This window comes from Pseudomonas sp. S35 (assembly GCF_009866765.1).
In the GTDB taxonomy this organism is placed as follows: Bacteria; Pseudomonadota; Gammaproteobacteria; order Pseudomonadales; family Pseudomonadaceae; genus Aquipseudomonas.
In genome coordinates this window covers 5,993,007-6,011,942 of the sequence record NZ_CP019431.1, presented here as the reverse complement: position 1 = coordinate 6,011,942, position 18,936 = coordinate 5,993,007, and the positions used below count along the sequence as shown (strand labels likewise).

Here is an 18,936-nt window from a genome sequence, read left to right as displayed (position 1 = left end):
ACTGAACCCTCAAGACACGCCAAGGTCGATTAGCTACACGGCTCACACGAGCCGATTTTTTGGAGCTGACCCATGGACATCATTCGTATCATCATCGCCATTCTGCTGCCGCCACTGGGTGTGTTCCTGCAAGTAGGTTTCGCCGGCGCGTTCTGGCTGAATATCCTGCTGACCTTGTGCGGTTACTTCCCTGGCATCATCCACGCGGTGTACATCATCGCCAAGCGTTGAGGCCCTTAGCCTTTGGCAATGAGCCGTGAATTGCGCTCATTGCGAAAGGCCAGTTGCTCGATGGTCTGGGTGGCGTGTTCGGCTTCTTCCCGCGCGTTGAGGATGATGCCGTGCTGCTCGGACTTGCTGCACACCGGGTCGGCGTTGCTCGCATCTCCCGTGAGCATGAAGGCCTGGCAACGGCAGCCGCCGAAGTCCTTTTCTTTTTCATCACATGACTTGCACGGCTCGGGCATCCAGTCGTAGCCGCGAAAGCGGTTGAAGCCGAACGAGTCGTACCAGATGTGCTGCATGCTGTGGTCGCGCACGTTGGGAAACTGCACTGGCATCTGTCGGGCGCCGTGGCAGGGCAGGGCGGTGCCGTCTGGCGTGACGGTCAGAAAGATGCTGCCCCAGCCGTTCATGCAGGCTTTGGGGCGTTCCTCATAGTAATCCGGCGTAACGAATATCAGCTTGCACGGGTGCCCTTCGGCTTCGAGCTTGGCGCGGTATTCGTTGGTGATGCGTTCGGCGCGTACCAGCTGTTCCTTGGTCGGCAGCAACCCCACACGATTGAGCTGCGCCCAGCCGTAGAACTGGCAGGTGGCGAGCTCGACGAAGTCCGCCTCCAGCGCGATGCACAGCTCGATGATGCGGTCGATCTTGTCGATATTGTGCCGATGAGTGACGAAGTTCAGCACCATCGGGTAGCCGTGCGCCTTCACCGCGCGGGCCATTTCCAGTTTTTGCGCGAAGGCTTTTTTCGAGCCGGCCAGCAGGTTGTTCACCTGTTCGTCGCTGGCCTGGAAGCTGATCTGGATGTGGTCCAGACCGGCCTTCTTGAAGTCGCTGATCTTCTGTTCGGTCAGGCCGATGCCGGAGGTGATCAGGTTGGTGTAGAACCCCAGTTTGCGCGCCTCGGCGATCAATTCCGCCAAGTCCTGGCGCACCAGCGGTTCACCGCCGGAAAACCCTAGCTGCGCGGCGCCCATCTCGCGGGCTTCGCGAAACACCTTGATCCACTGCTCGGTACTCAGCTCCTTGCCCTGCTCGGCAAAGTCCAGCGGGTTGGAGCAATACGGGCACTGCAACGGGCAGCGGTAGGTCAGCTCGGCCAACAGCCACAACGGCAAACCGATAGCCGGCTTTTCAGGCAAGGGTGATCCAGTGCTCAGCACGGGCGACCTCCATGAATTGCTCGATGTCTTCACCCAGCTCAGGTACGCCGGGGAATTGTTTATCCAGCTCGGCAATGATGGCCGCCACGTCACGCTCACCGTCGATCAAACCGCCGATCAGCGCGGCGCTGTCGTTGAGCTTGATCATGCCTTCGGGGTAGAGCAGCACATGGCCTTTTTGCGCAGGCTCGTACTGGTAGCGATAGCCCGGGCGCCAGATGGGTGTTCTGCTGCGATCAAAGCTCATAGGGTGATCCCTTTATGCCAGACCCGCTGCTCGGTCACGCTGTGATACGGCGGGCGTTTGAGTTCGTAGGCCATGCTCATGGCGTCCAGCATGCTCCACAGGATGTCGAGTTTGAACTGCAGAATTTCCAGCATGCGCTCCTGACCTTCACGGGTGGTGTAGTGCTGCAGCGTGATCGCCAGGCCGTGCTCCACATCGCGGCGGGCCTGGCCCAGGCGGGTACGGAAATATTCGTAGCCAGCCGGGTCGATCCACGGGTAATGCTGCGGCCAGCTGTCGAGGCGCGATTGGTGGATCTGCGGTGCGAACAGCTCGGTCAGCGAGCTGCTGGCGGCCTCTTGCCAACTGGCGCGACGGGCGAAGTTGACGTAGGCATCCACCGCAAACCGTACGCCGGGCAGCACCAGCTCCTGGGAACGCAGTTGGTCCGGGTCGAGGCCGACCGCCTGGCCCAGGCGCAGCCAGGCTTCGATGCCGCCGTCTTCGCCCGGCGCGCCATCGTGGTCGAGCAGGCGCTGGATCCACTCGCGACGAATCTCGCGGTCCGGGCAGTTGGCCAGGATCGCCGCGTCCTTCAGGGGAATATTCACCTGGTAGTAGAAACGGTTGGCGACCCAGCCCTGGATTTGCTCGCGGCTGGCACGGCCTTCATACATCGCCACGTGATACGGGTGGTGAATATGGTAGAAGGCGCCCTTGGCACGTAGGGCGGCTTCGAATTCGGTGGTGGTCAACGCTGTGTCAGTCATTTCGCCTGCTCCTACAATTCAATGCTCATGCCGTCGTAAGCCACTTCGACATTGCGCCGCACCAGTTCCGCTCGCTCGGGGGAGTCTTCATCGAGGATCGGGTTGGTGTTGTTGATGTGGATAAGCACCTTGCGCTGCTTGGGCAACTGTTCCAGCACTTCGAGCATGCCGCCGGGGCCGTTCTGCGCCAGGTGGCCCATCTCGCGGCCGGTGCGGGTGCCCACGCCACGGCGCTGCATTTCGTCGTCATCCCACATGGTGCCGTCCACCAGCAGGCAGTCGCTGCCGGCCATGATCTCCAGCAACGGCGCGTCGACCTTGCCCAGGCCGGGGGCGTAGAACAGTTTGCCGCCGGTGCGCAGGTCTTCGACGATCAGGCCGATGTTGTCGCCGGGGTGCGGGTCGAAGCGGTGCGGCGAGTAGGGCGGCGCGGCGCTGCGCAGGGGCAGCGGGGTGAAACGCAAATTCGGGCAGGCCGGGATGCTGAAGCTGGCGTCCAGCTCGATGCGGTTCCAGGCCAGGCCGCCGTTCCAGTGGGTGAGCATGGTGAACAGCGGGAAGCCGGTGCTCAGGTCTTCATGAACCATGTCGGTGCACCACACTTGGTGCGGGCAGCCTTCGCGCAGGCTCAAGAGGCCGGTGGTGTGGTCGATCTGGCTGTCCATCAGGATGATCGCGCTGATGCCGGTATCGCGCAGGGCGCGGCCGGGTTGCATGGGCGCAAAGCTTTGCAGTTGCGCGCGAATATCCGGTGAGGCATTGCACAGTACCCAATTCACGCCATCGTCGGAGATCGCAATGGACGACTGGGTACGCGCCTGGGCCCGCAGGCTGCCGTCACGAAAACCCGCGCAGTTCACGCAGTTGCAGTTCCACTGCGGGAAACCACCGCCGGCGGCGGAACCTAGAATCTGGACAAACATGATTGCTCCATCACGCAAAGCTCAAAACAAAAACGCCCCGGGCGAACCGAGGCGTTGGAGTACCCAGCGAATTAACGGCTGGCGAAGTACATGGTGACTTCGAAACCGATGCGCAGATCAGTGTAAGCAGGTTTGGACCAGGTCATATTCTTACTCCTACGAAGGGATGGGACGTTTACTACCAAGTAATACATATAGTCCACCTCCAGTCGGAGATGTTCAGATGTGTGCGTAGGAATGTTACGCAATTCTGATCAAGTTAGCGCTGTCTCGATGGAAAAAGCCTGTTGCAGGGTTGGCAATGATCACCTTCTGGCTTTCAGGCGTTCGAGGTCTGCGGGCCGTTGGCCACATAAAGCCAGCCACCTTGGCGAGCGTTCAATTGTTGGGCGGCGAGCAACACATCTTCACGGCTACGGCTTTGGATCAGTGGCTGAAGATGCGTGAGATAACCCGATGGATGGCTGGCCAGATGCGCGTGCCATAGCAGTTCGGCGGCGGGTGCGACCGGCAACGTTTGTGACGAAAACTGTTGGGCCAGGGCAAGGTTGCCCAAGTCTTCGCAGCCGGCGATCAATGCCGGCAGTTGGGCCAGGAAGGTTTTCAGGTGCTCAACGAGGCCTTCCAGGGATGCGCTGGGAGATTGCACACCAAACAACAGGCCGGTTTGCCCGTTGATCTGTCGGACACCGCTGAACACTGCGTAGCCCAATTGCAACTCGACTCGTAGGCGTTGGTAGAACGCTCCTTGGAGCAGGTGTCCAAGCAGTCGCCACGATGCTTCATCGGCCAGGGATGGGCTCGGTGTCGGGCAAAACAGCAGCAAGGCGGCTTCAGGGGAAGCGGTGTTTATCGCCTGCCACACGCGTTTCCCGCTGAGGGTTTGCAGCGGTGGTTCGCGGTGGGCAGGTTGCCCCGGCAGGCGGGCGGCGGCGGCCTTGATCAACGCTTCGGTCGCGGCGGGCAAACCCAGGCCCAGGCCATGCCAGCGTGCGGTGGCCCAGGATGCAGGCTGCTCGCGGGTATCGACATTGCCGGTGGCGCAGCACGAGGGCAGCGCCTTGAGCAGCGCTCGGATTGGGATCATGGGGGGGGCGATGACAGCTTCTTGCGGCAGATTCAGGCTGTGCGCCAAGGCCTCCAGCACGGCTGGCATAGGCTCGTGCAGTCCGGTCATCTTCAGCAGCCAGTCATTGCCGCAGGTTTCAAAGGACAATTCAACGCCCGCCTGACGTGAATGCTCACGCAATGCCTGCAAGGTGCTTTCCAGCCCGGCAGCAACGGGCGAGTCGAACCGCCATTGCAGGTACAGCGCGCCTTCGTCGCCATCATTTGCCAAGGCCTGGCTGAATGTCAGCGCCGATATTTCCCGACGACCTCGCGAGCGGTCTTGGGCAAAGGTGCGCAGCCCCCGGTGGGCGCTGGTTTGGCCGCGAATCAGGCCGGCGCGCTCGTCCTTGAGCGGTGGGCGCAGGAACGGGTTGTTCGGGGGAAGTTGCCAACGGTGTTCGGTGGGCGGTAGTTGCAATGATTCAAGCAGCGCCTTGAGCGCGGCGATGTCTTGTTCACACAGCTCTTCGCTGTCGTTTCGGGCCAATGCCAGGGCGCCCTGGATCTGTTGTTGGCGAGCGTTCAGCAGCGCGAACTCTTCGCGCAGCGGCGTCCAGTCGCTGCGTGAGAAAAAGCTCAGCCAGTCGTGCAGGAGCGCCTCAATCTGGGTCGCCGGTTTGTCTGCGGTACCGAGTGTGAAGTCGATATCCAGCACGGCTTGTCCGGCGAAGTGATACAGCACCGAGGCATGCAGTGCACTGGCCAGTCGTTGTGCTTTCAACTCGCAGAGCAGCCCGCCCGGCGCCGCGGCGTTGAGCCAGGTGCAGAGGAAATCCAGGGCTGCGCGGGGCGCGTCACAGGTGATGACGTGGTGCAGGTGGCCGTCTTCGGTGTGCTGATAACGCCGTGCCGCGCCTTGCATCAAGGCCGGTGGCGCAGCCTGTGGATGCTGCGGGCCAGAGGTCAGTTGCGCACTGAATTGCTGCGCCAGGGTTTCCAGTTCTTGCAGTGACTGCGGGCCGGCGAGACTCAAGGTCATCTGCCCGCTCTGATAGAACTGCGCGCAGAATTCCCGCAAGGCGTGCTGAAACGCCTCACGCTCCACTGGCAGGCTGTCGCGGTTGCCCGCGTGAAAGCCGCGTAGCGGGTGATCTGCCGCCAAACCTTCGAGCAACGCCACCTGCTGTTGGGCCTTGGCGTCCTGGGACCAGGCGACAAACTCTGCGTGCAGCACTTCGCGCTCGCGTACTTGATCGTCCAACGTCAGGCGCGGATGGGTCAGCATGTCTGCCAGCCGCTCCAGCCCCGGCGCGAAGGTCGAAACCGGCAGTTCAAAGAAGAAGTCCGTGGTGCGTTCGCGGGTGCTGGCATTCACCTGGCCACCGTGGCGTTGTACGTAGGCCATCAGCCCTTCGCCCGTGGGAAAACGCTCGGTGCCAAGAAATAACAAATGCTCAAGGAAATGCGCCAGCCCAGGCCAGGCCAACGGCACGTCATGGCTACCGGCAGCCACCCTTAACGCTGCGGCGCAACGCTTCAGGCGCGGCGCATGGCGCAAGGAAACCCGCAGGCCATTGGCCAAGGTCAAATGAACAGGATAAGGGTGGGCCGGGGCAGGCATGGGCACTTCCAGAACGGGGCAAGTGCCTATGCTAACAAACCCATTGGATCAGGGCTTGTGCAGCGCGCCGTAAAGCTCGGGGCGACGGTCTTGCAGGTAGTGATTGGCAGCGCGGGCGTCGATGATCGATTGGCGGTCCAGGGGGCCGACAATCAGCGCTTCATCCAGCCCGGCCTGGGCGATTCGCTGGCCGTCCGGTGCGGCGATGCTGCTTTGCCCGCAGTACTGAATCTCGCCTTCGTGCCCGCAATAGTTGGCATAGGCCACGTAGCACTGGTTTTCAAAGGCGCGCGCCCGCACGGTGACGTCGGCGACAAAATCGAACGGTACCATGTTGGCGGTGGGTACCAGGATCAGCTCGGCCCCGGCCAAGGCCAGGCGCCGGGTGTTTTCAGGGAACTCCAGGTCGTAGCAGATCAGGAACCCCAGTTTCCAACCGTTCAACTCCACCAACGGGAAGTCATCGTCGCCGGCATTGAACATCGAGTGATCCAGATCCCCAAACAGATGGGTCTTGCGGTAGTTGCACAGACGCTGGCCGTGGGCGGCGATCAGCTGCACAGCGTTGTAGATCTGCCCGTCGTCGGCGCGTTCCGGGTAGCCGTACAGAATGGCCAACCCGGCGCTTTGCGCGATGTCGGCAATGGCTTGTGCCGACTCCCCATCCTGAGCTTCGGCCAACGCACCAACGGCTTCGGCACCGATGTTGTAACCGGTGAGGAACATCTCTGGCAGCACCAGCACATCGGCGCCGGCCGCTTCGTGTGCAACCTGGCGCAGGCGCTTGAGGTTGCCCGCTACGTCCAAGGGCAGCGGCGGGCATTGGTACAGGGCGACACGCATGGTGTACCTCCTTATTCGGCCAGGGCGATCGGTCCGATTTCATCGAACACGTCACCTGGCCCTGGGTTCTCGGCGTGGGTGCCGCCGCCGAAGTGGGTCATGATGCCCCACACCGCGTTCAGCGAGGTTTGTACGGCGCCTTCTACCCAGGCGGGTGTCCAGGAAACGTCGTCGCCGGCGATGAAAATCCCACGTTGTTCGGCGGGCATGTCCTTCTGCATAAAGTGTGCGTACATCCGCTGGTTGTAACGATAGTGGCCGGGCAGCGCACCTTTGAAGGCCCCGAGGAAGTGCGGGTCAGCCTCCCACGAGACAGTGATCGGGTCGCCGATGATGCGCGCCTTGAGGTCGACTTTCGGGTAGATCTTCTTCAGGGCGTCGAGGGCCAGTTTCACCCGTTTGTCGATGGGCTGCGGGAGCATTTTCAGCGCATCGCTCATCCATGAGTACGACAGGCAGATCACGCCAGGCTTGTCGTCGCCGTTGTCGAACAGGTAGGTGCCACGGGTCAGGCGATCGGTGAGGGTCATGCTCATCAGGTCGCGGCCGGTTTCTGGGTCTTTGTCCTTCCAGAACGGGCGGTCGACCATCACGAAGGTTTTTGACGATTGCATGTAGCGCGTGCGGTCCAGGGCCATCCACATTTTTTGCGAGAACAGGGTTTCGTCGCACTCGATCTGGGTGGTGAGCAGCCAGCTTTGGCAGGTGGTCAGCACGGCGGCGTATTCGCGGGTGTCGCCATAGTTGTCGGTCACCGCGAAACGGCCGTCAGCCGCGTGGGCAATGCGCTTGACCCCGGCTCGTGGCGCACCGCTGTGCAACGAGCTAAGGCTGGTGCCGGCGGGCCAGTGGGCGCAGCGCTCCGGTATGTGACGCCAGATGCCCATGGGCACTTGTGCCACGCCGCCGACCACCAGATGTTGGTGGTCGTCGCAGTTGGTCATCACCACGCGGAAGATTTCCAGCATTGAGTTGGGGAAATCCGAGTCCCAGCCGCCGGTGCCGAAACCGACCTGGCCAAACACTTCTCTGTGATGGAACGACAGTTTTGCGAAGGCTTTGGAGGTGGCGACGAAGTCGTAGAAGGTGCGGTCGTCCCACAGCGGGACCAGCTTGTTCCACAGCGCTTTGAGCCGCGGCACGTCGCGGTCGCGGATGGCTTGCTGGATATCACCGAACTGCGAGCCGGCTTCCAGGGCGTCGGCCCAGGCGTCGGCCACTTCCTGGAACAGCGCAGGCAAGTCGGCCAGTTTTTGGGCGTAGTGGGTTTGGCCTTCGAGGTCGATCACCGTGCTGCCGGAGGCTGGCGTCAGCGGGTTGGGGAAGGGTTTGGTGTCCAGGCCCAGCTTGTCCACGTAGTGGTAGAAGGCGGTGGACGACACCGGGAAACGCATGCCGCCCAGTTCGGCGATGATGCCTTCGGCGCCCTCGAAGGCCTGGGAGCGCAGACGGCCGCCCATCTTGGACGCTTCGTACACCACAGGCTTGAGGCCCAGCTTCATCAACTCATAGGCGGCAACCAACCCGGCGATGCCTGCACCGACGATGGCCACTTCGGTGCCATGGTTGGCGGCGGGAATGCTGCCCAGGCCGGCAGGGTGTTCGATCCAGTCATCAAAGGCGAACGGAAAATCCGGGCCGAAAATGGTGATGGGTTTTTTACCGTCGCCAGGGTGGCGATTGTTTTTGTTGTACGTATTCATGGCTGACCTTGCTGGATACCCGGCGGGACACGACCCGCTGAGTATAGGAAAAGATGGCAGCCAGTTTAGGGAGCGTTGCGTTCGTTAATAAGACGCAAAGTGTCGTCGAAATGGATTGTTTTCAGTCGAAGTGACGAGGTGACTGATCAGATTGGTTGGCCGCGGTCCAATTTGTTGCTGAGGATGATCGACGTGGTGGTTTTCTCGACGCCATCGACACTGCCGATCTGATCCAGCAACTGATCGAGCTGCTCCGGCGAGTCCGTTCGCAGCCAGGCCACGTAGTCGAACTCGCCGCTCACCGCGCACAACTGCTGCACTTGGGCCATTGCACTGAGCCTGCGCAGCACTTCCTTGCCTGAGCGCGGCTGCACGGTGATGCCCACGTAGGCCTGCAAACCGCCGTCCGCCACCCGTTGACCCAGGCGCACGCCGTAACCGGTGATGACCTGGGTTTTCTCCAGGCGCGCCAGGCGCGACGTCACCGTAGTACGTGCGATGCCCAACTGCCGCGCAAGCATGGCCACACTTTCGCGGGCATTGATCTGCAAGGCGGCGATCAGTTGGCGATCGATTTCATCTAGGACAGGCAAGGGAGGCTCCGGGATGGGCGGCAGTGGGCGTGCATGTTACAGGCTTGCATCGGCCAACAGGCAGCGCATAAACAGTTGTGGCACCGGTAGGTGCCGTTGGCTGTAGCGGCTCAGCAGGATGATCTCGCGGTAAAAAGTCAGGCCTCCCAGCGGGATTATTCTTACCAGCGGCGAGCGCTCCAGCCACAGGCCTGCCTGAGGAATCAACGACACACCCAGGCCACATTCCACCATCTTGACGATGGCTTCCAGCTCATCCAGTTCCAGCGCGACCTGTACATCCAGCTTCTGCTCGCGCAGAAACCGGCTCACCAATCGCCCGCCAAACGAGGCGCGGTCATAGCGCACGTGGGGCTGGGTGCTGAGCAAGTGCAAAGGATCATCGCCGGCAATGGTGTGCGGCACTATCAGCGCGAACGGTTCTTTGCGCAGCACCTGCACGTGCAACTCCTTGGGCAGCTCGAAAGGTGGGCGAATGATGATCGCCGAGTCCAACTCGCCTGCATCTACTTGGCTCAGCAGCTCCAGGGACACACCAGGGACCAACTTGCACTCGACCGTCGGCGCGGCCTGCCGCAACCGTACCAGCGCCTGGGGCAGCAAACCGGTTTGTGCGGTGGTGATGGCGCCGACCTTCAGCTCGCCCCGGTATTCATTGGCATCCACCGGCACCGCCATGCGGTTGAACGTCTCGAGGATTTCCCTGGCCAATGGCAGCGCGCGCAAACCGGCCGCATTCAGCGTGGCCTGACGCCCGGTGCGGTCGAACAACTGCACGCCCAGCGCCTGCTCCAACTGACGGATTTGCGCACTCACCGCCGACTGTGTCAGCCCGACATGCATGCCCGCCGCCGCGAATGTGCCATGGCGGGTGACGGCGATAAAGGTCTTCAATTCACGCAGCATGGCCGTCTCGATTCATCGAAATTATTTGAGCTCGACGCAGAAAATATCGTCTTTTCATCGCCAGGGGCAAGGCTAAACTCCAAGCACTTAACGCCCCTAGAGGTTTGACCTGATGACACTTGCACCTTTCCACCTGGCTATCCCGGTATTCGACCTCGCGGCTGCGCGGCACTTCTACGGTGACGTCTTCGGCCTGGAGGAAGGCCGTTCCAGTGAACACTGGGTCGACTTCAACTTCTTCGGCCACCAACTGGTGATTCACGAACACCCTAAAACAGCATCCCAGGAAGCCGCCCGCACCAACGCCGTCGACGGCCACGACGTACCGGTGCCGCACTTTGGGGTGATATTGAGCTGGGAAGATTGGCACGCACTGGCGGAGCGCTTGCAGGCGCGGCAAACCAGGTTTGTGTTGGAGCCGCATATTCGGTTCAAAGGGCAGGTGGGGGAGCAGGCGACGTTGTTCCTGTTTGACCCTTGTGGGAATGCGCTGGAGTTCAAGGCGTTCAGGGATATTGGGCAGTTGTTTGCGAAGTGAGGCTGGCGAACCAGCACTGTACCCAAATTGGACCCTTGGACCCTTGGACCATAGGACTGTATCTGTGGTGGACCAGCCAAAAACGAAAAAGCCGCGCAATGCGCGGCTTTGAAGTTGGTGGGCCCACACGGACTTGAACCGTGGACCAAAGGATTATGAGTCCTCTGCTCTGACCAACTGAGCTATAGGCCCTTGTAACAGGTCGCGGATTATAACGATGGTTTCTTCAGTGTGCTATCCGAAAAATCCTCAAGGCTTATACGAAGGAAGGTAGCGGCAAAAAGCGCCGGTGGCAGTGGCAGGCTGACAATGTAGCCTTGCATCTGTTCACAGCCTTCGGCAGCCAGGAAGGCTTGCTGGGCGGGGGTCTCCACGCCTTCGGCGATGATGGTGAATTGCATGCTGTGGCCCAGGGCGATAATGGCCCGCACGATGGCGGCGTCGTGGGGGTCGTCAGGCAGGCCGCGTACGAAGGACTGGTCGATCTTCAGGAAGTCCAGCGGCAGGCGCTTGAGGTAGCTGAGGGACGAGTAGCCAGTGCCGAAATCGTCGATTGCCAGTTGGACACCCAGGCGTTTGAGTTGATGCAGCACCTCCAGTGCTTCTTCGGCTTGGCTCATGATGAAGTTTTCGGTGATCTCCAGTTGCAGGCAACCAGGGTCGAGGCGGTAGTCGCGCAGTAGCTGTTCGATGCGATTCAGCAGGCCGGGGTGACGCAGTTGCGCCCCTGCGAGGTTGACCGACAGTGAGCCGAAATCTTCGAAGGCGCATTGCCAGGCGTGCAGTTGTCGGCAGGCCTGTTCGAGCACCCAGTCGCCAATCTGCAGGATCATGCCGTTCTCTTCGGCCAGGGCAATGAAGTGTTCGGGCGGCACGTCGCCAAAGGTCGGGTGGTGCCAGCGGATCAGGGCTTCGGCGCCGATCAGTTCTTGGGTGGCCAGGCTCAGTTTTGGCTGGTAATACAGGCTCAACTCATCACGTTCGATGGCGCGCCGCAGTTCGTGTTCCAGCGCTACACGCTCGTTGGCTTGTGCGGTCAGGTCACGGGTGTAGCTTTCGACGCGGTTGCGGCCTTTGGCCTTGGAGCGGTACATCGCGGCGTCGGCGTTTTTGACCAGGGTGGCGACGTCGGTACCGTCTTGTGGGTAGAGGCTGGTGCCGATGCTGGCGCTGATGAAAAACTCATGCTCGCCGGCCTGGAATGGCGGGGTAAAGCAGGCCAGCAGTTTATTGGCCAGGTGCGCGGCGTCGCTTTCGTGTTGCAGGCCGGGCAGCAGGATGATGAATTCATCGCCGCCCAGGCGTGCAACGGTGTCGATGTCTCGCAGTTGGTCCTTGAGGCGTACGGCGATGTCCTTGAGCAGCAGATCGCCGACCGGGTGGCCGAGGCTGTCGTTGATGTGTTTGAACCGGTCCAGGTCGAGGAACAGCACGGCGCCTTGTTTGCCCGTTTCCTGATGGCCATTGAGGGCGGCCTGCAACCGGCTTTCAAACAAGGTGCGGTTGGGCAGGCCGGTCAGCGGGTCGTGGTGGGCCTGATAGTCGAGGCGCGCCTGGGCCAGCTTGAGGCTGGAGATGTCGGCAAACACGGCAACGAAGTGCGTGATCGATTGCTCGCGGTTGCGTACGGCGCTGATGGTCAGCCAGCTGGGGTACAGCTCGCCGTTCTTGCGGCGGTTGGAAATCTCGCCCTGCCAATGGCCTTGGGCCGTCAACTGGTGCCACATGGCTGCATAGAACGCGCTGTCATGCAGGCCGGAGGCGAGCAGGCGCGGGGTGTGGCCGAGGGCTTCGGCTTCGCTGTAGCCGGTGATCTCACTGAAGGCGCGGTTGACGGCGCTGATGTTCTGCTGGGTGTCGGTGATCAACACGCCTTCGGCGGTGCTCTCGAACACCGTGGCGGCCTGCTGCAGTTTTTCCTGCATCAGTTGGCGTTCAGTGATGTCGCGGGCGATGGTGAGCATGCAGTCATCGTCACCGATCGGCAGTGGGCGGCTGGACAGCTCGCAAAGCCGTATCTGGCCGTCGGCACGGCGGATATGGCAGAGGAAGTCACGGACAAACCCGTCCCGATGCATCAGCTCCAGCATGTGTTTGCGTTCATTGAGGTCAACCCAGATACCCAGGTCCAGGCTTGATTGGTCCAGGGAGGTGGCGCTGGTGTAGCCGGTCAGGTGGCTGAAACCTTCGTTGACCTCGATCAGCAGGCCATCGCGTTGGCGGCTGAGCAGCAAGCCGTCGGGCGAAGCATGGAAGGCTTTGGCGAACTTCTCTTCGGAGGTTTGCAACAGTTGCTGGGTTTCTTTGAGTTGGGTGACATCGCGCACCACTACGACGATGGCTTCGACTGTATCGAGTTGGAAAGGCTCGGCAGAGATCAGTCCGGTAAAAGCTTGGCCGTTGTTGCGCCGGAAGGGCATTTCCAGGTTGCGAATGCTGGTGGTCTGCATCCGTTGCAGCAGGTCGGGGCCAGCGCCCTCGATGCCCCAGATATTCAGCGCAGTCGCGGCTTTGCCGATCACGGCTTCGGCGCTCAGGCCGATCTGGTCCTCGAACGCCTTGTTGACCTCCAGCAGGCAACCGTCGGACAGTCGCGCGATCACCAAGATGTCCGGGCATTGCTGGAACACCGAGGCAAATTTTTGTTCGGAGAGTTGCAGCGCCTCTTCGGTGCGCTTGGCCTCGCTGATATCAATCATTAACCCGCGCAGTACGGGCTCATGACCATGTTCGATCAGGCTGACGATGTCGCGAACCCACAGGCAACGGCCGTCGGCAGTGATTACCCGGTAATCAATGCTGTGGTCGCGGTTGGCGCGGGTTTCGCGGTAGCAGTAGGCCTCGGCACGGATCAGGTCGGCGGGGTGAATGATGTTGCGCCAGAAGCCCGGAATCAGCCAATGGGCGCGTGGGTAGCCGAGCAAATCCTCAGCATGCGGCGATACATAGCTGTAGGTGAAGTCGGTGACGCTGGCTTCCCAGGCGATGGCGGACAAGCTCTCCACCAGGCCACGATAGTGGTACTCGCTGCTGCGTAGCTCCTGTTCGAGGGCGACGCGGCGGGAAATTTCCGAACTTAGCCGGCGATTGATCCGAATCACCACGGCCAATACGGTGCTCAGTAGCAGCACGGCAGGCAGGCCGTACATCAACAGGTCGTTCCAGAAGGTACGGTTATCGGTGACGCTGCCTACCCAGTGTTGCTCAATAGTGTTGATTTCGGTCGGGCTGAGGTCGGCCAGGACTTTGTCCAGAATGCCCACCAGCATCTTGTCGCCCCGCGGTACTCCCATCGCCAATTGATAGCGGTAGGGCGTTTCGCCACTGACGTACAAGCCATCGAGCTTCAGCTCGCGCAGGCTCCAGACACTGGACGCCAGGTCGCTGACCACGGCGTCCACTTCACCGGTTGCCAGCGCCTGCAGCGTGGATCTCACGTTGGGCAAGGCCACCAGATTGAGGTCGGGATGGTGGGTGCGCAACAACTCGTGGGGCGCGTAATTTTCCACCACGGCAACCTTCAGCCCGTACAGATCCTTGAGATTGCGCGGCCGTGCTCCGCCTTCGTGGGCAAGGATGACCATCGGGAAGTCGATGTAGGGCCGTGTGAAGGCCAGGTAGGTTTGGCGTTCCGGGGTCGACATGATGCTGGCGATAAGGTCCAGCTGATTACTGCGCGCCATTTCCAGGACGGCGCCCCAGCTCGGCGGCTCGATCAGCTTGATCCTGACGCCCAGGCGATCCTGGATCAGGCGTACATAATCTGCCGACAAACCTTGGTAGCGGCCATTTTCATCACGGTATTCAAAGGGTGGCCATGAAGCGTCCACCCCAAGGCGCAGCTCCTGATGGTCCGCCAGCCAGCTACGCTCATCATCGGTCAGAGTCAACGCGCCAGCCGTTGCGGTCCAGGTCAGCAGCGACAGCAGTATCACGGTCGGCAATCTGGGCATAACGGTCTCGTTATGGCACGGGGAATGTGTCGAGTGTAGACGGGCATTTCGGGGAGGGGTGTCGCGGGGCGGTGAATCTCTAGAAAACAATCTGCGCAAAGCAAAACCCCCGGCCTGGGCCGGGGGTTCTGGTATCACTCGTCGAGGAAGGAGCGCAGATGCTCGCTTCGCGTCGGGTGGCGCAACTTGCGCAACGCCTTGGCTTCGATCTGACGGATCCGCTCGCGGGTCACGTCAAACTGCTTACCGACTTCCTCAAGGGTGTGGTCGGTATTCATGTCGATGCCGAAACGCATGCGCAGTACCTTGGCTTCACGGGCAGTGAGGCCGGACAGTACGTCGCGAGTCGCTTCTTTAAGGCTCTCAACGGTGGCGACATCGATTGGCGACTGCATGGTCGAGTCTTCGATGAAGTCACCCAGGTGGGAGTCTTCGTCATCACCGATCGGGGTTTCCATGGAGATCGGCTCTTTAGCGATCTTCAATACCTTGCGGATTTTATCCTCAGGCATTTCCATGCGTTCGCCCAGCTCTTCCGGGGTCGGTTCGCGACCCATTTCCTGCAACATCTGCCGGGAAATACGGTTGAGCTTGTTGATGGTCTCGATCATGTGCACCGGAATACGGATGGTGCGGGCCTGGTCGGCAATCGAGCGAGTGATCGCCTGACGGATCCACCAGGTGGCATAAGTCGAGAACTTGTAGCCGCGACGGTATTCGAACTTGTCCACAGCCTTCATCAAGCCGATGTTGCCTTCCTGGATCAGGTCGAGGAATTGCAGGCCACGGTTGGTGTACTTCTTGGCGATGGAGATCACCAGACGCAAGTTCGCTTCTACCATCTCTTTCTTCGCGCGGCGGGCCTTGGCCTCACCGATCGACATGCGACGGTTGATGTCCTTGATCTCGGCAATCGTCAGACCGGTTTCGGTCTCAAGTGCAGTCAGCTTCTGCTGGCAACGGATGATATCCGGCTGCAGGCGACCAATGGCTTCAGCGTACTTCGCCTTGCCTTTGGCCAGGGCATCGCTCCAGCTTTCGTCAACTTCGTTGCCCGGGAACTGGCGCAGGAAGTCGGTACGCGGCATGCGCGCATCACGGACACAGAGCTGCATGATCGCACGCTCTTGTGCACGCAGGCGCTCAAGGGCGCTACGAACGCGTTCAACCAGGCCTTCGAATTGCTTCGGTACCAGCTTGATCGGCATGAACAGCTCAGCCAGCGCCAGCAGCTCGGCAATTGCCAGCTTGTTGGAGCGACCGTGCTTTTTCAGGGCCTTACGGGTGATTTCCATTTGATCGGAAACCGCACCGAAACGCTGGGCAGCGATGATCGGGTCTGGACCGCTTTCGACTTCTTCTTCGTCGTCGGTGCTGGCTTCAGCCTCGTCGTCTTCGGAGTCGTCGTCCGCTTTGGCGGCTTTCGCATCGACAGGCGGCGGCACTTCGGCAGCAGGTGGCGCAATGCCGTCGTCCGGGTCGATATAACCGCTCAGGACGTCGGACAGGCGGCCACCTTCGGTGGTGACGCGAGTGTACTCGGAGAGAATGTGGTCAACCGTGCCAGGGAAGTGCGCGATTGCGCCCATCACTTCACGGATGCCCTCTTCGATACGCTTGGCGATTTCGATCTCGCCTTCGCGTGTCAGCAACTCGACGGTACCCATTTCACGCATATACATGCGCACAGGGTCAGTCGTGCGACCGATGTCGGTCTCCACCGCGGCCAACGCGGCAGCGGCTTCTTCAGCGGCTGCCTCGTCGGTATCGGCGTCGGCCAACATAAGGGCGTCCGCATCCGGAGCACTCTCGTGTACGGGGATCCCCATGTCATTAATCATGCGGATGATGTCTTCCACCTGCTCAGGATCTGAAATATCCTCAGGCAGGTGGTCGTTGACCTCTGCGTAAGTCAGATACTTCTGCTCACGACCAAGGGTGATCAACTCTTTGATACGAGACTGCTGTTGCGCTTTTCCGGACATAACACCCTATCCACTGAAGGTCTTGGCGGGCAAAAAACAAGCCGAGGATTATACCCGAGCTATGACCTCACACGCCAGCTGAGGTCGGGTTTGATGCGGAAACATTCTGTTTTAAGAGGTCGCGCATCTGTTTTGCTATCTGAATTTGCTCTTCAGCCGTTAATCCCGGCTGTCGTGCTCTCTTGATGAGTTCATCGAGGGTCTGCGTGTGCTGGCCCGCGGATAACCTAGTAATGGTGTCTAAAAACTGTTGTTCAAGGTTATCGCCGTCAATTAGCCACTCCTTTTCCGCCAGCGCTTTCAGCAAGCGTCCCTGTTCGGTGCCGTGCCAGCGTGCCATGAGCTGAATTGAGTTTAGCTTAGGATTTTTCTGCACGGCTTCGATCAGTGCGATCAGCACCTGAGCGTAGGTATTGCTCGCGTTGGCAAAGTGATCGGCGCTTTCGACCTTGCCCGCCAGTTGCGGGTGGTGAATGAGCGTACGCAGGGCAATCAAGGTGGGCGCTTCTACGGCGACCGGCGTGCGTGGCGCATAGGCCTCATCGCGATCGCCGCGCTTACCGTTCTTGCTCCAGGGTTTCTTGTCCCATTTCTTGCCGCCGGCACCGGGTTTCTTCGGCGTCCATTCCTGCTGGGGCGCGTATGCGTCCTGCGGTTGGAAGTCGGAATAGTCCGGCATTGCGTCGTAATCCATGCCTGGGTCGTACGCGGGCGGCGCATCCTGCGGTGCGCTGTGCACCAGCTGGCTGACGGCTTCGCCACTCAAGCCGGTAATTTCCAACAGGCGCTGGCGCATCAGGGTGCGCAGGTTTGCGCCGGGCACCTTGTCGATCAGCGGCGCAGCGAGGGTGGCCATATGGGCCTTGCCTTCGAGGGAGCGCGGGTCGGCCTCTTCGGTCAGTTGCTGGAAGAAATAATCCGCCAGCGGCTGCGCGTGTTGATTGATGCGAGCGCGGAATGCATCTGTGCCTTCGGAGCGCACCAGGGTGTCCGGGTCTTCGCCTTCGGGCAGGAACAGGAAGCGTGCCCGACGCCCGTCCTGCAGGCTCGACAGCGTGGCTTCGAGTGCGCGCCAGGCGGCGTTGCGGCCGGCCTGGTCGCCGTCGAAACAGAACAAAACGCTGGGCACTACGCGAAACAGGCGTTTCAAGTGTTCTTCGCTGGTGGCGGTGCCGAGGGTGGCCACGGCGTTGCGCAGGCCCTGCTGGGCGAGAGCGATGACGTCCATATAGCCTTCAACCACGATGATTTCGTCGAGGTTGCGGTTGTTCTTGCGCGCTTCGAACAGGCCGTAGAGCTCCTGGCCCTTGTGAAACACCGGGGTTTCCGGGGAGTTCAGGTACTTGGGCTTGTCGTCACCCAGCACTCGGCCACCGAACGCGATGATACGGCCACGGCTGTCGCGGATCGGGAACATCACGCGGTCGCGGAAGCGGTCGTAGCGCTTGCCGGTCTCGGCGTTTTCCACCAAGAGGCCGGCGTCGATCATGGCTTTTTGCTGCAGTGTATCGCTGCTCAGGTGCTTGTACAGGTTGTCCCAGCCGGGCGGCGCGAAGCCGAGGCCGAAGTCGCGAGCGATTTCGCCGGTAAGGCCACGGCCCTTGAGGTAGTCCACGGCGGCCTTGCGCTGCGGATGGCTCTTGAGGGCCTGGCGGTAGAAGTCGGCGGCGGCGGTGAGCAGCGGGTACAGCGGCGAATCGGTAGGTTGCCGGGGTTTGTGCGGGCGGCCACTTTCTTCGCGAGGGACTTCCATGCCGGCGGCTTTCGCCAGGTCCTCGATAGCCTGGGGGAAGTCCAGGTTGTCGTGGTCCATCAGGAAGCCGAGGGCATTGCCGCCCGCGCCGCAGCCGAAGCAGTAATAGAACTGCTTGTCGGGGCTGACGCTGAACGACGGGGTTTTTTCTTTGTGGAACGGGCAGCAGGCCGTGTAGTTCTTGCCGGCTTTCTTCAATTGCAGGCGTGAGCTGACAACGTCGACGATGTCGGTGCGGTTCAGAAGGTCGTCAATAAAGCTCTGGGGAATTAGCCCGGCCATGGCGTTCTCGTCATCACTGCGTGTAATTGAGGGCCCGTAAAAAGCTCAAACGTGCGTATCGAATGGCTCGGCCATCAATCGTTGGTTTGGGCTGTCTGGAAGTGTATCTGCCGAACATTTACTGACGTTAGCTTCTATCAGGGCTCGGCAAATAAAAGTTGCCCGGGTGTCCGGTTTCGGCCTGTGGGCGGCCTCGGAGACCCATCGATGGGCACAGCCGACACAGTTGGTCGTCTGCTTGAAGAATAGGTGTGCTCGTCAGTAGCCTTGTTAGGCTCGTCAGAAGAGACGTGCACCGCTGGCAGAAAGCCAGTCCTGACGTGTGAAGCAGTTGTCTCGGTCGCGTGTGCGGCGTCGACGATGAAGCATCAAGCGATATCCGCAAATGCCATTAGCCCGGCT

15 protein-coding genes and 1 tRNA gene are annotated in these 18,936 nt (G+C 60.8%); 2 read left to right on the top strand and 14 right to left on the bottom strand.

Translation table 11 applies throughout. The features are described 5' to 3' along the window. Positions 1–72 precede the first annotated feature (72 nt). The gene (locus PspS35_RS27220) at positions 73–231 is read left to right on the top strand and encodes a YqaE/Pmp3 family membrane protein (RefSeq protein WP_010207008.1); all 159 of its coding nucleotides are present in this window, start codon (positions 73–75) and stop codon (positions 229–231) included. A 5-nt stretch (positions 232–236) separates the two neighbouring features. On the opposite strand, the gene pqqE is transcribed toward PspS35_RS27220, so the two are convergent. From pqqE to PspS35_RS27170, 10 genes are all read right to left on the bottom strand, one after another. After that, complete coding sequence (pqqE, locus tag PspS35_RS27215) at positions 237–1,388, bottom strand: pyrroloquinoline quinone biosynthesis protein PqqE (protein WP_174244843.1); 1,152 nt, start codon at positions 1,386–1,388, stop codon at positions 237–239. After that, positions 1,360–1,635, bottom strand: coding sequence for a pyrroloquinoline quinone biosynthesis peptide chaperone PqqD (pqqD, locus tag PspS35_RS27210; protein WP_159937514.1), 276 nt, complete (start codon positions 1,633–1,635; stop codon positions 1,360–1,362). The genes pqqE and pqqD overlap by 29 nt, the downstream gene beginning before the upstream one ends. After that, positions 1,632–2,384, bottom strand: coding sequence for a pyrroloquinoline-quinone synthase PqqC (pqqC, locus tag PspS35_RS27205; RefSeq protein ID WP_159937513.1), 753 nt, complete (start codon positions 2,382–2,384; stop codon positions 1,632–1,634). The genes pqqD and pqqC overlap by 4 nt, the downstream gene beginning before the upstream one ends. An 11-nt stretch (positions 2,385–2,395) precedes the next feature. Further along, positions 2,396–3,307, bottom strand: a complete 912-nt coding sequence (gene pqqB / locus PspS35_RS27200; protein WP_159937512.1) for a pyrroloquinoline quinone biosynthesis protein PqqB — start codon at positions 3,305–3,307, stop codon at positions 2,396–2,398. Positions 3,308–3,378: 71 nt separating this feature from the next. Next, positions 3,379–3,453, bottom strand: coding sequence for a pyrroloquinoline quinone precursor peptide PqqA (pqqA, locus tag PspS35_RS27195; protein ID WP_003194766.1), 75 nt, complete (start codon positions 3,451–3,453; stop codon positions 3,379–3,381). A gap of 173 nt (positions 3,454–3,626) precedes the next feature. After that, entirely contained in the window at positions 3,627–5,978 is a 2,352-nt protein-coding gene (gene pqqF / locus PspS35_RS27190; protein WP_159937511.1) for a pyrroloquinoline quinone biosynthesis protein PqqF, read from the bottom strand. A gap of 48 nt (positions 5,979–6,026) precedes the next feature. Then, on the bottom strand, positions 6,027–6,821 hold the full coding sequence (locus tag PspS35_RS27185; protein ID WP_159937510.1) for a carbon-nitrogen hydrolase family protein: 795 nt from the start codon (positions 6,819–6,821) through the stop codon (positions 6,027–6,029). An 11-nt stretch (positions 6,822–6,832) separates the two neighbouring features. Beyond that, positions 6,833–8,524: an NAD(P)/FAD-dependent oxidoreductase gene (locus PspS35_RS27180; RefSeq protein WP_159937509.1), complete on the bottom strand. Its 1,692-nt coding sequence runs from the start codon at positions 8,522–8,524 to the stop codon at positions 6,833–6,835. Between the two features lie 146 nt (positions 8,525–8,670). Beyond that, entirely contained in the window at positions 8,671–9,117 is a 447-nt protein-coding gene (locus PspS35_RS27175; protein WP_032883895.1) for an Lrp/AsnC family transcriptional regulator, read from the bottom strand. A 36-nt stretch (positions 9,118–9,153) separates the two neighbouring features. Next, the gene (locus PspS35_RS27170) at positions 9,154–10,023 is read right to left on the bottom strand and encodes a LysR family transcriptional regulator (RefSeq protein ID WP_159937508.1); all 870 of its coding nucleotides are present in this window, start codon (positions 10,021–10,023) and stop codon (positions 9,154–9,156) included. A gap of 112 nt (positions 10,024–10,135) precedes the next feature. Here PspS35_RS27170 and PspS35_RS27165 point away from each other — a divergent pair, with 112 nt between their 5' ends. Next, positions 10,136–10,561 (top strand): VOC family protein, encoded by a 426-nt coding sequence (locus PspS35_RS27165; protein ID WP_159937507.1) that lies wholly within the window; start codon positions 10,136–10,138, stop codon positions 10,559–10,561. A 115-nt stretch (positions 10,562–10,676) separates the two neighbouring features. Here the strand turns inward: PspS35_RS27165 and PspS35_RS27160 are convergent. The 4 genes from PspS35_RS27160 to dnaG form a co-directional block, all read right to left on the bottom strand. Then, positions 10,677–10,753, bottom strand: a tRNA-Ile gene (locus tag PspS35_RS27160). Between the two features lie 17 nt (positions 10,754–10,770). Continuing rightward, a complete protein-coding gene (locus tag PspS35_RS27155; RefSeq protein WP_159937506.1) occupies positions 10,771–14,514 on the bottom strand; it encodes an EAL domain-containing protein in 3,744 nt (1,247 codons plus the stop codon). Positions 14,515–14,648: 134 nt separating this feature from the next. Next, positions 14,649–16,499, bottom strand: a complete 1,851-nt coding sequence (rpoD, locus tag PspS35_RS27150; protein ID WP_159937505.1) for an RNA polymerase sigma factor RpoD — start codon at positions 16,497–16,499, stop codon at positions 14,649–14,651. Between the two features lie 67 nt (positions 16,500–16,566). Continuing rightward, positions 16,567–18,534, bottom strand: coding sequence for a DNA primase (dnaG, locus tag PspS35_RS27145; RefSeq protein WP_159937504.1), 1,968 nt, complete (start codon positions 18,532–18,534; stop codon positions 16,567–16,569). Positions 18,535–18,936: the final 402 nt, after the last annotated feature.